13 protein-coding genes and 2 pseudogenes are annotated in these 14,222 nt (G+C 63.7%); 6 read left to right on the top strand and 9 right to left on the bottom strand.

What is annotated here, in order from left to right; all coding sequences use genetic code 11:
• Nucleotides 1-33: 33 nt before the first annotated feature.
• The 6 genes from O7B34_RS28330 to tlpA form a co-directional block, all read right to left on the bottom strand.
• Entirely contained in the window at nt 34-843 is an 810-nt protein-coding gene (locus O7B34_RS28330; RefSeq protein WP_337149120.1) for a phosphodiesterase, read from the bottom strand.
• Between the two features lie 33 nt (nt 844-876).
• Nucleotides 877-1,977 carry a sn-glycerol-3-phosphate import ATP-binding protein UgpC gene (locus tag O7B34_RS28325; protein ID WP_337149119.1) on the bottom strand — a complete coding sequence of 367 codons (1,101 nt, stop codon included), beginning with the start codon at nt 1,975-1,977 and terminating at the stop codon, nt 877-879.
• A 14-nt stretch (nt 1,978-1,991) separates the two neighbouring features.
• Nucleotides 1,992-2,906: an ABC transporter permease subunit gene (locus tag O7B34_RS28320; protein ID WP_337149118.1), complete on the bottom strand. Its 915-nt coding sequence runs from the start codon at nt 2,904-2,906 to the stop codon at nt 1,992-1,994.
• 7 nt (nt 2,907-2,913) lie between these two features.
• Entirely contained in the window at nt 2,914-3,798 is an 885-nt protein-coding gene (locus O7B34_RS28315) for a carbohydrate ABC transporter permease (protein WP_140503269.1), read from the bottom strand.
• A gap of 103 nt (nt 3,799-3,901) precedes the next feature.
• Entirely contained in the window at nt 3,902-5,254 is a 1,353-nt protein-coding gene (locus tag O7B34_RS28310) for an extracellular solute-binding protein (RefSeq protein ID WP_337105259.1), read from the bottom strand.
• Between the two features lie 357 nt (nt 5,255-5,611).
• Entirely contained in the window at nt 5,612-6,292 is a 681-nt protein-coding gene (tlpA, locus tag O7B34_RS28305; protein ID WP_337149117.1) for a thiol:disulfide interchange protein TlpA, read from the bottom strand.
• A 36-nt stretch (nt 6,293-6,328) separates the two neighbouring features.
• Here tlpA and argH point away from each other — a divergent pair, with 36 nt between their 5' ends.
• The 3 genes from argH (at nt 6,329) to lysA (ending at nt 9,367) form a co-directional block, all read left to right on the top strand.
• Nucleotides 6,329-7,729, top strand: a complete 1,401-nt coding sequence (gene argH, locus O7B34_RS28300; protein WP_337149116.1) for an argininosuccinate lyase — start codon at nt 6,329-6,331, stop codon at nt 7,727-7,729.
• Between the two features lie 93 nt (nt 7,730-7,822).
• Nucleotides 7,823-8,029, top strand: coding sequence for a lipoprotein (locus O7B34_RS28295; RefSeq protein WP_023770782.1), 207 nt, complete (start codon nt 7,823-7,825; stop codon nt 8,027-8,029).
• Nucleotides 8,030-8,098: 69 nt separating this feature from the next.
• Nucleotides 8,099-9,367 carry a diaminopimelate decarboxylase gene (lysA, locus tag O7B34_RS28290; RefSeq protein WP_337149114.1) on the top strand — a complete coding sequence of 423 codons (1,269 nt, stop codon included), beginning with the start codon at nt 8,099-8,101 and terminating at the stop codon, nt 9,365-9,367.
• Between the two features lie 19 nt (nt 9,368-9,386).
• Here the strand turns inward: lysA and O7B34_RS28285 are convergent, their stop codons facing one another.
• On the bottom strand, nt 9,387-9,689 hold the full coding sequence (locus O7B34_RS28285; RefSeq protein WP_337149113.1) for an ArsR/SmtB family transcription factor: 303 nt from the start codon (nt 9,687-9,689) through the stop codon (nt 9,387-9,389).
• Between the two features lie 50 nt (nt 9,690-9,739).
• On the opposite strand from O7B34_RS28285, the gene O7B34_RS28280 reads away from it, so the two are divergent.
• The 3 genes from O7B34_RS28280 to O7B34_RS28270 all read left to right on the top strand — a co-directional run bounded on the left by O7B34_RS28280 (nt 9,740) and on the right by O7B34_RS28270 (nt 13,919).
• Entirely contained in the window at nt 9,740-10,681 is a 942-nt protein-coding gene (locus O7B34_RS28280; protein ID WP_337149112.1) for a threonine/serine dehydratase, read from the top strand.
• Between the two features lie 212 nt (nt 10,682-10,893).
• Entirely contained in the window at nt 10,894-13,491 is a 2,598-nt protein-coding gene (locus O7B34_RS28275; protein WP_337149111.1) for a TIGR02302 family protein, read from the top strand.
• A gap of 56 nt (nt 13,492-13,547) precedes the next feature.
• Nucleotides 13,548-13,919 (top strand): glyoxalase superfamily protein, encoded by a 372-nt coding sequence (locus O7B34_RS28270; protein WP_140747895.1) that lies wholly within the window; start codon nt 13,548-13,550, stop codon nt 13,917-13,919.
• Here O7B34_RS28270 and O7B34_RS28265 read toward each other — a convergent pair.
• Nucleotides 13,898-14,101 (bottom strand): annotated as a pseudogene (locus tag O7B34_RS28265) (LysR family transcriptional regulator); the annotation flags it as partial. The gene O7B34_RS28270 and the pseudogene O7B34_RS28265 sit on opposite strands and share 22 nt — an antisense overlap.
• A 6-nt stretch (nt 14,102-14,107) precedes the next feature.
• A pseudogene (locus O7B34_RS28260) lies at nt 14,108-14,222 on the bottom strand (IS630 family transposase); the annotation flags it as partial.

Here is a 14,222-nt window from a genome sequence, read left to right as displayed (position 1 = left end):
CTTAAGGCGCTGAACCCACGCGAAGTGGCCGGTTCACGCCGTGACGCGTTCGCCGGTTTCCGCTGAATAGATCGGCCATTGCTCGAGAAAATCGCAACCGTGCACCACCACGCACTCGTTGGCGCTGTCGATGAGGATGACGGCGTAGGACGGCGGCGCCTGTTCGACGATCTCGCTCGATCGGTCGAGGGCAAGCTCGAACCGGGCATGCAGGCCCCGCTGCGCCGAGAACGGAATGCCGGCGACGGTTCCCGCGATATCGCGGTGAACGTGGCCGAAGAAAATATGGCGAACGTTGCCATGATCCCGCAGCAGGCCGAGCAACCGCTCGGGCCGTTCGAGCGCCAGCGGATCGAGCTGCGGCAGGCCGAGCGCGACCGGCGGATGATGCAGGAAAACGTAGGCGGGCCTGCCGCCTGATTGTTCGAGCCGGGCTTCGAGCCAGGCAAGCCGGCTGTCGCACAGTTCGCCCTCGATGCGTCCTTCCGCCAGGCAGTCGAGAAACAACAGCACTTCGTCGCCGGTATCATGGACGGACTGCACGAAGCCGTTTTTGTCGACCGGAACTTCGGGAAACGCGGCGATGAGATTGGCCCGCCGGTCATGGTTGCCCGGCAGCAGCCTGTACGGCATCGACAACGTTCCGAGCGCACCGCGCAGATCGGCATAGCTCTGCGGCGCGCCGGTCTCCGTCAGGTCGCCGGTGAAGACGCAAAGTGCTGCGTCGGCGTGATTCGCATTGATGTGCGCAATGCACTGATCGAGCCGCTCATGCAGGTCCGCCCCATAGCGGCGCTCACCTTGCCGGCCAAGATGCACATCGGTGACCTGGATGATTTTCATGTGCGTCTCTTTGGCTGCGCGTGTTTTCGGAAATCAAAGCGCCGGTTCGGGCACGGAAGCCTTGAAGACATCGAGACGGGTGCCTGTCTCCGACGAGAAGAAGTGCATGTCGTCCGGGGAGATCTTCAAGCCGACGGTGCTGCCGGGCTCGGGGTGAACGGCCTCCGAGGTCATCACCGAGAACGGCGCGCCGTCGAGGTCGACATAGATGACCCGCCCGGCGCCCAGTTCCTCGACGAGATCGACAGTGGCATCGAGCGCGCCGGCCGTTCCCGGTGCGACCAGCCGCACCGCTTCCGGGCGGATGCCCATCGCCACCTTCGTGGCGACCGGCAGACCGGCGCGCGCCATGGCCAGGCGCCGGCTGCCGCCGAGCAGCGACAGCCCGTCGAGTTCGACGGTGCCTTCAAGGATGTTCATGGCCGGCGCGCCGACGAAGGTGGCGACGAAGCGGCTGGCCGGGCGGGTGTAGATTTCACCTGGCGTGCCGACCTGTTCGACCCGTCCGCCATTCATCACCACCAGCCGGTCGGCCAGCGTCATCGCCTCGACCTGATCGTGGGTGACGAAGACGGAGGTGGCATTCAGCCGGCGATGCAGCTTGCGGATCTCCGAGCGCATCTGGACGCGCAGCTTGGCGTCGAGATTGGACAGCGGCTCGTCGAACAGGAAGACTTTCGGCTCGCGGATCATGGCGCGGCCCATGGCGACGCGCTGCCTCTGGCCACCCGAAAGCGCCATCGGCTTGCGATCGAGCAGCTGCTCGAGCTCCAGCGTGCGCGCAACCGCCTGGATGCGCTGGTTGCGCTCGGCCGCGGGAACACCGGCGACCTTGAGCGAATAGCCGATGTTCTGGGCCACGCTCATATGCGGATAGAGCGCGTAGTTCTGGAACACCATGGCGCAGCCGCGCTCGCGCGGCTCGAGCTTGTTGACCACCATGCCGTCGATGGCGATCGTACCGTCGGAAATCTCTTCCAGCCCGGCGATCATCCTGAGCAGCGTGGACTTGCCGCAGCCGGACGGCCCGAGAATGACGACGAATTCGCCAGAGGCGAAGTCGAGATCGACGCCATGCACGACCTGCGTCTTGGCATAGTTCTTCTTGACGCCGCGTATTGCGATGGAGGCCATTTTTTGTCTCCTTGTTACTTCTCGGTGGCGATCAGGCCGCGCACGAACCAGCGTTGCATGAGCACCACCACGATCAGCGGCGGCAGCATGACGATAAGCGTTCCTGCCATGGCGATGTTCCATTCCGGAATGCCGCCGACATTGGGGATGAGCTGCTTAAGCTCGGTGACGGCCGTCGCGTGCGACTGGTCGGTGGTGATGAGCAGCGGCCACAGATACTGGTTCCAGGCCCACAGGAACATGATGGTGCCGAGTGCCGCCATGTTGTTGCGCGACAATGGCAGCAGGATATCGATGAAGAAACGCAGCGCGCCGGCACCGTCCATACGCGCCGCCTCGGTCAGCTCGTCCGGCACGGTCAGGAAGAACTGCCGGTAGAGGAAGGTGCCGGTGGCGGTGGCGATCAACGGCAGGATCAGTCCGGTATAGGAATTGAGTAGCCCTAGGCTGAGCGAAACCTGCACGCCCGAGACCTTCTCGACCAGCCAGCTCAGCCCGGTGATGTCGAGGATGGTCTGGTAGGGCGACAGCACATTGGCGACGACCGCGTAGGTCGGCACGATGCGCACTTCCAGCGGCAGCATCAGCGTCACGAAGATCAGCCAGAAGATGAAGGTGCGGCCGGGATAGCGGAAATAGACGATCGAGAAGGCGGTCAGCGCCGAGATGATCACTTTGCCGGCCGCGACGCCGGCAGCCATGATGAAACTGTTGAGCAGCTTGGGGCCAAGGTCGGCCGTCGTCCAAGCCGTCTTGATGTTTGTCCAAAAGTCGCTGCCCGGCAGCAGCGACATCGGCACGTCGTTGACATCCCTGAGATTGTGCGACGCGGCCACGGCCACAACCACGAACGGGGCGATGCAAAGTACAAAGCCGACAAACAGGATCAGATGCGTGAAGAAATTGAGGAACGGGGTGCGCTCGACCATATCAGTCTCACCTGTAGTGCACGCGCCGCTCGATGAAGCGGAACTGGAAAATGGTCAGCACCACGATGAGCAGCATCAAAATGATGCTCTGCGCGGCGGCGCCCGAATAGTCGAGGCCTTTGAAGCCATCGGAATAGATCTTGTAGACCATCAGATTGGTGGCGTTCGCCGGGCCGCCCGACGTCATGATGTCGACGATGCCGAATGAATCCTGGAAGCTCTCCGTGATGTTGATGACCAGCAGGAAGAAGATTGTCGGCGTGATCAGCGGGAACTGGATGTCCCAGAAACGCCTCATGACGCCGGAGCCGTCCATCGCGGCGGCTTCGATGAGGGAGCGCGGGATGGCCTGGAACGCGGCGAGGAAGAAGATGAAATTGTAGCCGACATATTTCCACGAGAAGGCGATGATGATCGAGGCCATGGCATCAGCGCCATCGAGCCCGGGATCCCAGAAGCCGGGCCAGACTTGGTTGACCACGGCCATGAAGCCGGCTTCCGGCGCCAGGATGAAACGAAACGCCATCGCCAGAGCCGGTGCGGCGATACCGTAAGGCCAGATCAGCACCACGCGATAGAGACGCGAGCCGGCAAGCTGGCGGTCGGTGAGCGCGGCGAGCACAAGCGCGACGAACATTGCAAGCCCAGTGCTGATGCCGGCAAAGACAAGGCTGGCGGTGATCGAGTTCCAGTAATCGGCGTTGGCCAGGATCGAGCGGAAATTGTCGAGCCCGACCCAGATGTTGCCGCCGCCCCAGGGCTGTTGCAGCGTCAGCGACCAGTATACGGCCTGGCCGGCAGGCCAGTAGAAGAACGTGAAGATCAGGAGGAGCTGCGGCACCGCGAAAAGGATGCCGATTGTCCAACTGCTGAAGGTAACGCGTTTTTCCATCGGTCCGCCGTGGCCGCGGAACGGCCAGCCCAAAGCAAGATAAGATTATATACGAAACGGCCGCCCGTCGAATTTCGGCGGGCGGCCTCGGCAATCTTCGAAATCAGGGCAGGGTCTTGCCCGGATAGGTCTGCTGGAAGCGGTCGAGGATGGCGTCGCCATTCTTGACCAGCGTGTCGAGGCCCTGCTGCACGCTGACCTTGTTGGCGAAGATCGCCTGCATCTGTGTGCCGAACTCGGCGCGGATCTGGGTGAAGTTGCCCAGGCGTATACCACGGGTGATTTCGGTCGGCTCCGACGCGGTCAGGCTGGCGATGGCGACTTCACGGCCCTTGTAGGGCGCCTTGTCGTAGAAGCCGGTGGACTTCATGTAGTCGAAGCCCGACTTGGTCACTGGGATGTAGCCGGTGTTGGTCGACCAGAACAAAGCGGTCTTGGGGTCGTGGATGAAGTTAAGGAACGCGGCCGCGCCCTTGTACTCAGCGTCCGACTTGCCGGAGAGCACCCACAGCGAAGCGCCGCCGACCAGCGAATTCTTGCGCTCGGTACCGGCATAGGCCGGCAGTTCGGCGACATCCCACTTCATGCCTTCCTTCTGCGTCTTGCCGACCGTGCCGTGATCGCCGACCGAGGTCATGATCACCTGGCAGGTGCCTGAGGCGAAGGCCTGGACCATATCCTGGCCGAGATCCTTGGACTTGATCTTGATCAGGCCGGCATCGTACCATTTCTTGAGATCGGTGACGTACTGGACGAACTTGGTCTTGTTGACTTCCAGACGCGCGTCGAGACCGTCATAGCCGTTGTTCTTGGTGGCGATCGGCTGGTTGTGGATGGCCGAGAACTGCTCCATCAGCTGCCAGCTTTCATTGGCCGAGATGTTGATCGCCATCGGGCATTCATAGCCGGCGTCCTTCATCGCCTGCAGGTCGGCGCCGACGTCTTCCCAGGTCTTGGGCGCCTCGGTCTTGCCGATCTTGGCGAAGGCGTCCTTGTTCCAGTACATCAGCGCGGTCGAGGAATTGAACGGGAAGGACAGCATCTCGCCCTTCGAGGTCGCGTAGTAGCGGGCGATGCCTGGGAAATAGTCGGCGTAGTCGATCTTGTAGCCGTTTTCTTCCATCAGCTTGTCGGCGGGCTTGTAGGCGCCCGACAGCATCATCGTGGCGGTGCCGACGTCGTAGACCTGCACGACGGCGGGCTGTTTGCCGGCGCGGAAGGCGGCGATGGTGTTCTGCAGCGTGGCGTCGTAATTGCCCTGGCTGGTGCAGACGACTTCATAATCCTTCTGCGAGGCGTTGAAGTTCTTGCACAGCGTGTCGACGACGCGGGCGAGGTCGCCCGACAGGCCGAACCAGAAGTCGAATTTCACCGGCTCCGCAAAGGCAGGAACCGCCAGCGCGGTGCTGAGCGCGCCTGCGGCAAGGGCAGCGAGGCCCCGCTTGATGATCGTCATGGTTTCTTCCCTCTTGAATGACTGTTGACAAGGGTCTTGCGCAAGTCCTTGCCCGCTCTCTTAGAGAAGGTATGTGACAGTTCTGTTGTGGCCTCCCGGGCCTGTGGACAGCTGGTCTTTCCTCCCCCTCGGCGGTGGCGCCGGCATGAAAACGTCATACCGGCGCCTTAGGTAGCTAGGGCGGCTCTCGAGGACGTAAAGGTCGTCATGGTTATCCGGCTAAAGGGATGATGAAATGCGGGTGGAGCAGCTGACGAGACCTGACCGCCGGCCACGGCAAGCGCATTGCGATGCGCACCGACCGCCACGATGTCAGCCTCATATTGCTCAAGCCGAGCGTGCGCTCGGCCTGATTGCTCACGACCCGAGCGCCGTGTCTACCAACCGCTTGGCGTCGGGCCCCGACCATTCGGCCGGGCCGTTCATATGGGCGATCAGGCAGCCTTCGCCATCGATCAGCATGGTGACGGGCAAGCCGAGCGCCAGACCGCGCGCCTTGAGGTCGTTGAACAGCGTCATCGTCGAATCCCGGTAGTAGCCGAGCGTGTGCACACCGGTATCGGCGAGAAACTTCTTCGGCTTCACATCGTCGCCGGCATCGACGTTGACAGCGACGACCTGAAAGGCGTCGCTGCCTTTCTCCTTTTGCAGCGCATCGAGCGCCGGCATTTCGGCACGGCATGGCGCGCACCATGTGGCCCACAGATTGAGCAGCACCGTCTTGCCGCCATGGTCGGCGATCGTCATCGGCTTGCCGTCCGGGCCGTTGAAGGCGAGGCTCCTCATCGACTGCGGCGGATCGGCCGGCAAAAGTGCCGCGACCTCGCCGGTGGCCGCGGCCGCGATCTTCTTGGCGCGGTCGCTCTTGGCGGCGCAGGCGACGTCGTCCTTGCTGTCGCTTGCGGCTACTTGGGGCGCGGCGTTGTTGCCAGACCGGCTCTCGCTGACATATACCGCGACCGCGCCGGCCAGCGCTCCCGCCACCAGGGCGGCGAGGATCAGGCGCGGGGCCGGGAAAAATCTGTTTCCGTCTGCCATTTTCTCAAACTGCTCCGTAGCACGGGTTTTATAGCCATGAGCGACAAGAAGACCAGCAACCAGATGTGGGGCGGACGATTTGCCTCGGGTCCGGCCGCGATCATGGAAGCGATCAACGCGTCGATCTCGTTCGACCGCAAACTCTATGCGCAGGACATAAGAGGCTCGATCGCCCATAGCGAGATGCTGGCGCAAACGGGCATTATTTCGGCGGCCGATCAAGAAAAAATCGCTCACGGGCTGAACACGATCCTGAAAGAGATCGAAGCCGGCAGCTTTGAGTTTTCGACGCGGCTGGAAGACATCCACATGAACGTCGAGGCCCGCCTCGCGGACCTTATCGGGTCGGCGGCCGGCCGGCTGCACACTGCCCGCTCGCGCAACGACCAGGTGGCTGTCGATCTGCGGCTCTGGGTCAAGGACGAATGCTTTCGTGTCGCCGAGGCGTTGAGAGGCTTGATCATGGCCCTCCTGGCGCGAGCCGAGGAACATGCGGCGACCGTCATGCCGGGCTTCACCCATATGCAGGCGGCGCAGCCGGTAACCTTCGGCCATCACTGCATGGCCTATGTCGAGATGTTCGCGCGCGACCTGTCACGCGTGCGCGACGCCATCGAACGCATGGACGAGAGCCCGCTCGGTGCCGCGGCCCTTGCCGGCACCAGCTTCCCGATCGACCGCCATCAGACCGCCAGGGCGCTCGGTTTCCGCGAGCCGATGCGCAATTCGCTGGACAGCGTCTCCGACCGCGATTTCGCGCTGGAGTTCCTCGCCATGGCCGCGATCTGCGCCACGCACCTGTCGCGGCTGGCGGAGGAAATCATCATCTGGTCGACGACGCAATTCGGCTTCATCAGGCTGTCGGACAGCTTTTCCACCGGATCCTCGATCATGCCGCAGAAAAAGAACCCCGACGCCGCCGAACTCGTGCGCGGCAAGACCGGCCGCGTCAACGGCCATCTGGTCGGCCTGCTGACGGTGATGAAGGGCATGCCTTTGACCTATGGCAAGGACATGCAGGAAGATAAGGAATCGGTGTTCGATGCCGCCGAGACGCTCGACCTGATGCTTGCCGCGATGACCGGCATGGTCTCGGACATGACAGTCAATGCCGCCGCGATGAAGAAGGCTGCCGGCTCCGGTCACGCCACCGCCACCGACCTCGCCGACTGGCTGGTGCGCACTTTGGGCTTGCCGTTCCGCGAGGCGCATCACGTCACCGGCCGCGCGGTCGCGCTGGCCGAAGACAAGAAGGTTAGCCTGGAGAAGCTTTCGCTGGAGGATCTGCAATCGATCAACCCAGGCATCACGGCGGACATATTCTCGGTGCTGGCGGTGCAGAACTCGGTCAAGAGCCGCACCAGCTTCGGCGGCACCGCGCCATCGGAAGTGCGGAAGCAGATACGCGCCTGGAAAAAGCGCATCGCCAAGGCGTGATGCCGGATATTGCGACCAGCAATATCCGGGGTGCAATGCGCCGAGAACTCGGCTAAAAGCGGCGGCTGGCAAACGTTTCGGACGGATGGATCGATGACCGGAAGCAGGATTTTGGTAACGCTGACGCTGCTTGCGGCGCTTGCCTTCGTGACCGCCTGCGGCCGCAAGGCCGGTCTCGACACGCCCTACGAGGCGGCCGTCCAGGCACGCAAGGATGCCGAGAAGGCCCACCAGCCCGTGCCGCCGGAACCGGAAAAACCGGTCGTGGACAAGAAGTTCATCCTCGACCCGCTGATCTAGCTCCGATGAAGGCGGGATTGGTCTTTCCAAACCCGATCGCATCGTGCCCCAACTTCCGGAACCACTCTCGTGAACCATTTCGACTACCGCGACGGCGTGCTGCATGCCGAGGACGTGGCGATCCCTGATATCGCCGCGCAGGTCGGCACGCCGTTCTACTGTTATTCGACGGCGACCCTGACCAGGCACTACCGTGTCTTCGTCAAGGCCTTTGCCGGGCTCGACACGCTGGTCTGCTACGCGATGAAGGCCAATTCCAACCAGGCCGTGCTGCGGACCCTGGCCAAGCTCGGCGCCGGCGCCGACGTGGTCTCGGAAGGCGAATTGCGCCGGGCACTGGCCGCCGGCGTCCCGCCCAGCAAGATCCTGTTCTCCGGTGTCGGCAAGACGGCGCGTGAAATGGACTTTGCGCTCGAAGCCGGCATTCTCTGCTTCAACGTCGAATCCGAGCCGGAACTCGAACTCCTGTCGGCCCGCGCCTCGGCTCTCGGCAAGATGGCGCCGGTCTCGCTGCGCATCAATCCCGATGTCGACGCCAGGACCCACAAGAAGATCTCAACCGGCAAGGCCGAGAACAAGTTCGGCATTCCGTGGCAGCGTGCGCGCCAGGTCTATGCCCGAGCGGCAATGCTTCCCGGCATCAAGATCACCGGCATTGATACCCATATCGGCAGCCAGATCACGGAACTGCAGCCGTTCGACGATGCCTTCGCCCTGCTGGTCGACCTGGTCGGTGCGCTGCGCGGCGACGGCCACGCCATCGAGCATATCGACCTCGGCGGCGGCCTCGGCATTCCCTACCGCGTCGACAACAACCCGCCCCCCTTGCCCGACGCCTATGCCCAGATCGTCCGCAAGCATGTCACCAAGTTGGGTCTGAAGGTGATGTTCGAGCCAGGCCGATTGATCGTCGGCAATGCCGGCATCCTGGTCTCGGAAGTGATTTTCGTGAAGGAAGGCGACGCCAGGAACTTCCTCGTCGTCGACGCCGCCATGAACGACCTGATCCGGCCGACGCTCTACGATGCCTTTCATGAGATCAAGCCGGTCGTGCAGCCGCCGGCCGACACGCCGCGCATGATGGTCGACGTGGTCGGCCAGGTCTGCGAGACCGGTGACTATCTCGGGCTCGATCGCGACCTGCCCCGGCTGAAGGCGGGCGATCTCGTTGCCGTTTCCACCGCCGGCGCCTATGGCGCGGTCCAGGCCGGCACCTACAACACCCGCCTGCTGGTGCCGGAGGTGCTGGTCGACGGCGACCGTTTCCACGTCGTGCGTCCGCGGTTGACCTATGAGGAACTGATCGGGCTTGATTCGGTGCCAGACTGGCTTGCATAAAAGCCGCCTGGCCGTGACGCTATAGCCGGTTCTGGATGAGCGCCCTTGCGTCGGCGATCCTGTCCTCGTCGCGGCGGTAGAAGGTCCATTGCTTGATGCGCTTGGTTCTGAGCAGGCCGGCCTGGGTAAGCATACGCATATGCTCGGAAAGCGTCGCCTGCGTGATGCCGAGCTTCTCGGCGATCAGCAGCGCGCAGACGCCGTCCTCGACCAGATCGCCATCCGCCTGTGCCCGGAAATGCGCACGCGGATCCTTGAGCCAGTCGAGAATCTGCAGCCTGCGTCCGTTGGCGATCGCCTTGAAGACATCAACCTCTTGCATTTAGCCATTTTGCCAAGTTACTAATTACTGTCAATCCCGAGGAGATCTTGATGTCGCAGGACAACACCGTCACACGCGAACGCATCGCCGCGATGGAACCGCGCATCCGCCCCTATATCAGGCACACGCCGGTTCTGCGCGTCGACATGGCCGACTTCGACCGGCCGCCATTGGCGGTCGACCTCAAGCTCGAATGCCTGCAGCATTCCGGCTCGTTCAAGGCGCGCGGTGCTTTCACCAACCTTCTGGAGCGACCGGTTCCCGAGGCCGGCGTCGTCGCCGCGTCGGGCGGCAATCATGGCGCCGCTGTCGCCTATGCCGCCATGCGGCTTGGCCACAAGGCGACCATCTTCGTTCCCGAAGTGAGCCCGCAGGCCAAGCTCGACCGCATTCGCGGCTATGGCGCCGACCTCGTCGTCGGCGGCGCCCGCTATGCCGAGGCGCTGGCCGCCAGCGAACGTTTCGCTGAGGAAACCGGCGCCTTGCAGATCCACGCCTTCAACCAGGAGGAAACGCTGATCGGCCAGGGCACTCTCGGGCTTGAGATCGAAAACGATCTGCCTGAGATCGACACGCTGCTGGTTGCCGTCGGCGGTGGCGGCCTGATCGGCGGCGTCGCCGCCTGGTACGCCGGCCGCATCCGCATCGTCGCCGTCGAGCCCGAGGGCGCGCCGACGCTTCATCGCGCCTTCGAGGCCGGCCATCCGGTCGACGCGCCGGCCGAAGGTATCGCCGCCGATTCGCTGGCGCCGAAGCGCGTCGGCGAAATGATGTTCCCGATCGCCGAAGCCTTCGTGGAACGCTCCATCCTGGTCAGCGACGACGACATCATCGCCGCCCAGAAGGCGCTCTGGAACAGCGTGCGCATCATCTCGGAACCAGGTGGTGCCGCCGCCTTCGCCGCGATCCTGTCCGGCCGCTACGCGCCGGCGCCGGGCGAACGGATCGCCGTGCTGGTCTGTGGCGCCAACGCGAACCCTGCCAATTTCTGATTGCAACCAATTCGGCAGGCTTCACGTTTTCTCAAACTGCCTCGCCTTTGCCGTGTTTGCTGGTATTCTTCGAGTCGTGAGGCTTGGGCTATCCCGCCCCGCCTGGCAGCATGATCCCGAAAAGTGGAGTCCGGTTTTCGGAACAGATCATGCTCAAAGAGATAGAGCCCCATTCCGGTCCTTTCAGGCGGAACAGGCTCTAGGAAGGGCCGATGACGCAACGACCCATCTTCAGCAACGATCGCGGCCTGGCCGGACGCCTTGCCTTGAGCCGGCTGGCGACGCGTGTCGCGATGACCGTCGAGCGCGGCTGGCCGCTGCTGCTCCCGCTCACGGTTATTGCCAGCCTGTTCCTCAGCGTCTCCTGGTTCGGTATTTTCCCTCGGCTGCCGGATGTGGCGCGCATCGGCCTTATCGCCGTTTTCGGCCTGGCAGGGCTGGCCGCGCTTTATCCGCTGCGCTTTTTCCGCATGCCTGGCGCCACCGAGGTCGATCGCCGCATCGAGGCCGCCAACAGATTGCTGCACAGCCCGGTACAGGTGCAGAGCGACCGGCCCAGCGGCCAGGAAAGCAGTTTCTCGCAGGCGCTCTGGCGCGAGCACCAGAAGCGCATGGCTGGGAAGCTCGGCAGTCTGGGCGCCGACCTGCCGCGCGCGCGCGTGCCGGAGCGCGATCCGTGGGCACTTCGCGCCGCGGCGGCGCTCCTGCTGGTCATCGCCTTCGCCTTCTCCTTCGGGCCGACCGGCGGCAGGATAGCAGACGGTTTCAGCGGACACGGCACACTCGACACCGTGCCGCCGCGCATCGACGCCTGGGTGACGCCGCCGGCCTATACCGGCAAGCCGCCGATCTTCTTGACCGCTGATGCCAACCAGGCGACGCCGACCTTCACCATTCCGGAAGGCAGCGATGTCTCACTGCGTGTGACCGGTGGATCGGGCGAGGAAACGCTTGCCTATGCCGACAAGGATGGCAACGCGCGCGCTATCGACCCGCAAGCCGTCGCCAAGCCGGCGGCAAGCCCGGCGGTGCCGGCCCCCGCCTCATCCTCGAAGATACGCCAGTTCATCGGCAAGCTGACCGGCGACGGCACGCTGACTCTGAAGTCGGGCGACGACCAGCTTGCCCGCTGGGCCTTTGCCGTGCTGCCGGACAAGCCGCCTCAGATCCGCTTCGTCGGCGAGCCCAAGCGCGCCGCCAACGGCGCCTTCGAGCTCAACTACCAGATCGACGACGACTACGGCGCCGCCACCGCCAAGGCGGTGTTCGCGCTGGCCGATCCGCAGGCGCCAGATGCGCATCCGCTCTATGGTCCGCCTGACATGCCGCTGACGCTGCCGCGCCGCGGCGGCAAGGCGAATGCCGCCCGCACCACGAAGGATCTGACAGAGCATGTCTGGGCCGGCGGCAGCATCAAGCTGACGCTGGTCGCCACCGACGACGCCGGACACACCGCGTCCAGCGAGACAAAGACGCTGGTGATGCCCGAGCGGCCGTTCGCCAACCCGCTGGCGCGCGCCGTGATCGAACAGCGCCGCCTGCTCGCACTCGATGCCAATGCCAAGCCGCGCGTGCTCGACCTGATGGACGCCATCACGCTGCGGCCCGAAGACACGTTCGACAACATGTCCCACTACCTCGCCATCATGAGCGCGATGAGCCGGTTGAAACTGGCCGGGAACGACGATCAGCTGCGCAGCGAGGTCGCCTATCTCTGGGAGATCGCGCTCGGCATCGAGGAGGGCAACCTGTCTGCCGCCGAAAAGCGGCTGCGCCAAGCGCAGCAGGCGCTGCAGGACGCCATCAAGAACGGCGCCAGCGACGCCGAGATCGAGAAGGCGATGAAGGAACTGCGCGAGGCGATGAACCAGTTCCTGCAGGAATTCGCCGAACGCGCCAAGCAGAACCCGAACGCGCCGCAAATGCAGCAGAACGGCCAGGAACTGCGGCAGAGCGATATCGACCGCATGATGGACCAGATCGAGAACCTGGCCAAGTCGGGCGATCGCGACAAGGCGCAGCAATTGCTGTCGCAGCTGCAGGACATGATGAACAACCTCCAGGCCGGCCGCCAGCAGCAGGGCGGTGAGCAGGACAGCCAGATGCGCCAGCAGATGGACAAGCTCGGCGAGATCCTGCGGCGCCAGCAGGAGATGATGAACGACACGTTCCGCATGGACCAGATGCAGCGCGGCGAGCGCCAGCGTGGCGAGAACCGCGACGAGCAGCTTGGCCAGGGCGGCGGCGAGGACCAGGACAAGCCAAGCGTTGGGCAGGACCGCGATCCGCTTGCCAGGCCGAAGCCGATGACGCCGCAGGAATTCGCCGATGCGCTGAAGCAGTTGCAGGAAGGCCAGGGCCAGCTGAAAAGCGATCTCGAGCAGCTGAAGAAGGGCCTCGAAGGCATGGGCATGGAGCCCAATGAAGGATTTGGCGAGGCTGGCAAGTCCATGGGCAGCGCCGAGCAGGCGCTTGGCGAAGGCCAGGGCGACGAGGCGGTCGGCCACCAGGGCCGGGCCCTCGAGGCGCTGCGCAAGGGCGCCAAGGACATGATGAAGCAGATGCAGGCCATGCAGGGCGACCAGGGCGGCAGCCAGCAAGGCGGTCGTCAGCAGGACGCCGACCGCGACCCGCTCGGCCGGCCGCGCGCCAGCCAGGGTCCTGATTTCGGCGATTCGGTGAAAGTGCCCGACGAGATCGACGTGCAGCGCGCCCGCCAGATCCTGGAAGCGATCCGCAAGCGGCTCGGCAACGCGCTCAGCCCGGATATCGAGCGCAGCTATCTGGAACGGCTGCTGGAGCTGAAGTAGGGATTGCTGTCCGACCTCCACCCCACCCGAAAACCCTATCGAACGGCTGCAACACCATGCCAAAACTCGGTGCGACTACCCCCATCCTGCGCATCTTCGACATCGCCAAGGCGCATGAATTCTATCTCGGCTTTCTCGGTTTCGAAGTGCAGTTCGAACACCGCTTCGACGACAACGCGCCGCTCTACACAGGCGTTTCCCGCGACGGCTGTATCTTGCATCTGAGCGAACATCATGGCGACGGCGCGCCGGGCTCTCACATCCGGATCGAGACGGCGGACATCGCGGGGCTGCACCATGAGTTGACCGCCAGGAAGTACCGCTTTGCCAGGCCGGGGTTGGAGCAGACGCCTTGGAAGACGAAGGAGATCACGGTCGCCGACCCGTTCGGCAACCGCCTGACCTTCTATGAGGATGTGAGAGACTGACCTTGCCCGTTGGAGAACGCCTCGCGGATCGCCTCCTGCATGCCGTCGATCGCCTCGCCTGACGCATTCGGATTGCGGTGCATCACCACATTCGATGAATCGATATCGCCAAAGCCGTCCGCGGATGTCAGTTCGCGACAGCCGGCCGGAATGTTGCTGCGTGAGATCGGCGCAATCGCTAGAGCCTTTCACGTTTTGACGGAAGCGTATCCTGCGTTTTCGAAGTAGTTCTTACATTCGGCTGCCTCGATGGTTTCGACGAGATGTCCGATGTGGCGCCACGTGTCCTCGACGGTGCGTTTC

Origin of the sequence: Mesorhizobium sp. Cs1299R1N3 (genome assembly GCF_037179625.1) — a bacterium.
Classification (GTDB): Bacteria; Pseudomonadota; Alphaproteobacteria; order Rhizobiales; family Rhizobiaceae; genus Mesorhizobium; species Mesorhizobium salmacidum.
The sequence above is the reverse complement of the archived record's forward strand: the minus strand, read 5'-3'. Positions and strand labels throughout refer to the sequence as shown.

Excerpts from the sequence above, each read along its gene's own strand:
- O7B34_RS28330 (WP_337149120.1), bottom strand. The coding sequence starts at position 843 with ATGAAAATCATCCAGGTCACCGATGTGCATCTTGGCCGGCAAGGTGAG.
- O7B34_RS28325 (WP_337149119.1), bottom strand. The coding sequence starts at position 1,977 with ATGGCCTCCATCGCAATACGCGGCGTCAAGAAGAACTATGCCAAGACG.
- O7B34_RS28320 (WP_337149118.1), bottom strand. The coding sequence starts at position 2,906 with ATGGTCGAGCGCACCCCGTTCCTCAATTTCTTCACGCATCTGATCCTG.
- O7B34_RS28315 (WP_140503269.1), bottom strand. The coding sequence starts at position 3,798 with ATGGAAAAACGCGTTACCTTCAGCAGTTGGACAATCGGCATCCTTTTC.
- O7B34_RS28310 (WP_337105259.1), bottom strand. The coding sequence starts at position 5,254 with ATGACGATCATCAAGCGGGGCCTCGCTGCCCTTGCCGCAGGCGCGCTC.
- tlpA (WP_337149117.1), bottom strand. The coding sequence starts at position 6,292 with ATGGCAGACGGAAACAGATTTTTCCCGGCCCCGCGCCTGATCCTCGCC.
- argH (WP_337149116.1), top strand. The coding sequence starts at position 6,329 with ATGAGCGACAAGAAGACCAGCAACCAGATGTGGGGCGGACGATTTGCC.
- O7B34_RS28295 (WP_023770782.1), top strand. The coding sequence starts at position 7,823 with ATGACCGGAAGCAGGATTTTGGTAACGCTGACGCTGCTTGCGGCGCTT.
- O7B34_RS28285 (WP_337149113.1), bottom strand. The coding sequence starts at position 9,689 with ATGCAAGAGGTTGATGTCTTCAAGGCGATCGCCAACGGACGCAGGCTG.
- O7B34_RS28280 (WP_337149112.1), top strand. The coding sequence starts at position 9,740 with ATGTCGCAGGACAACACCGTCACACGCGAACGCATCGCCGCGATGGAA.
- O7B34_RS28275 (WP_337149111.1), top strand. The coding sequence starts at position 10,894 with ATGACGCAACGACCCATCTTCAGCAACGATCGCGGCCTGGCCGGACGC.
- O7B34_RS28270 (WP_140747895.1), top strand. The coding sequence starts at position 13,548 with ATGCCAAAACTCGGTGCGACTACCCCCATCCTGCGCATCTTCGACATC.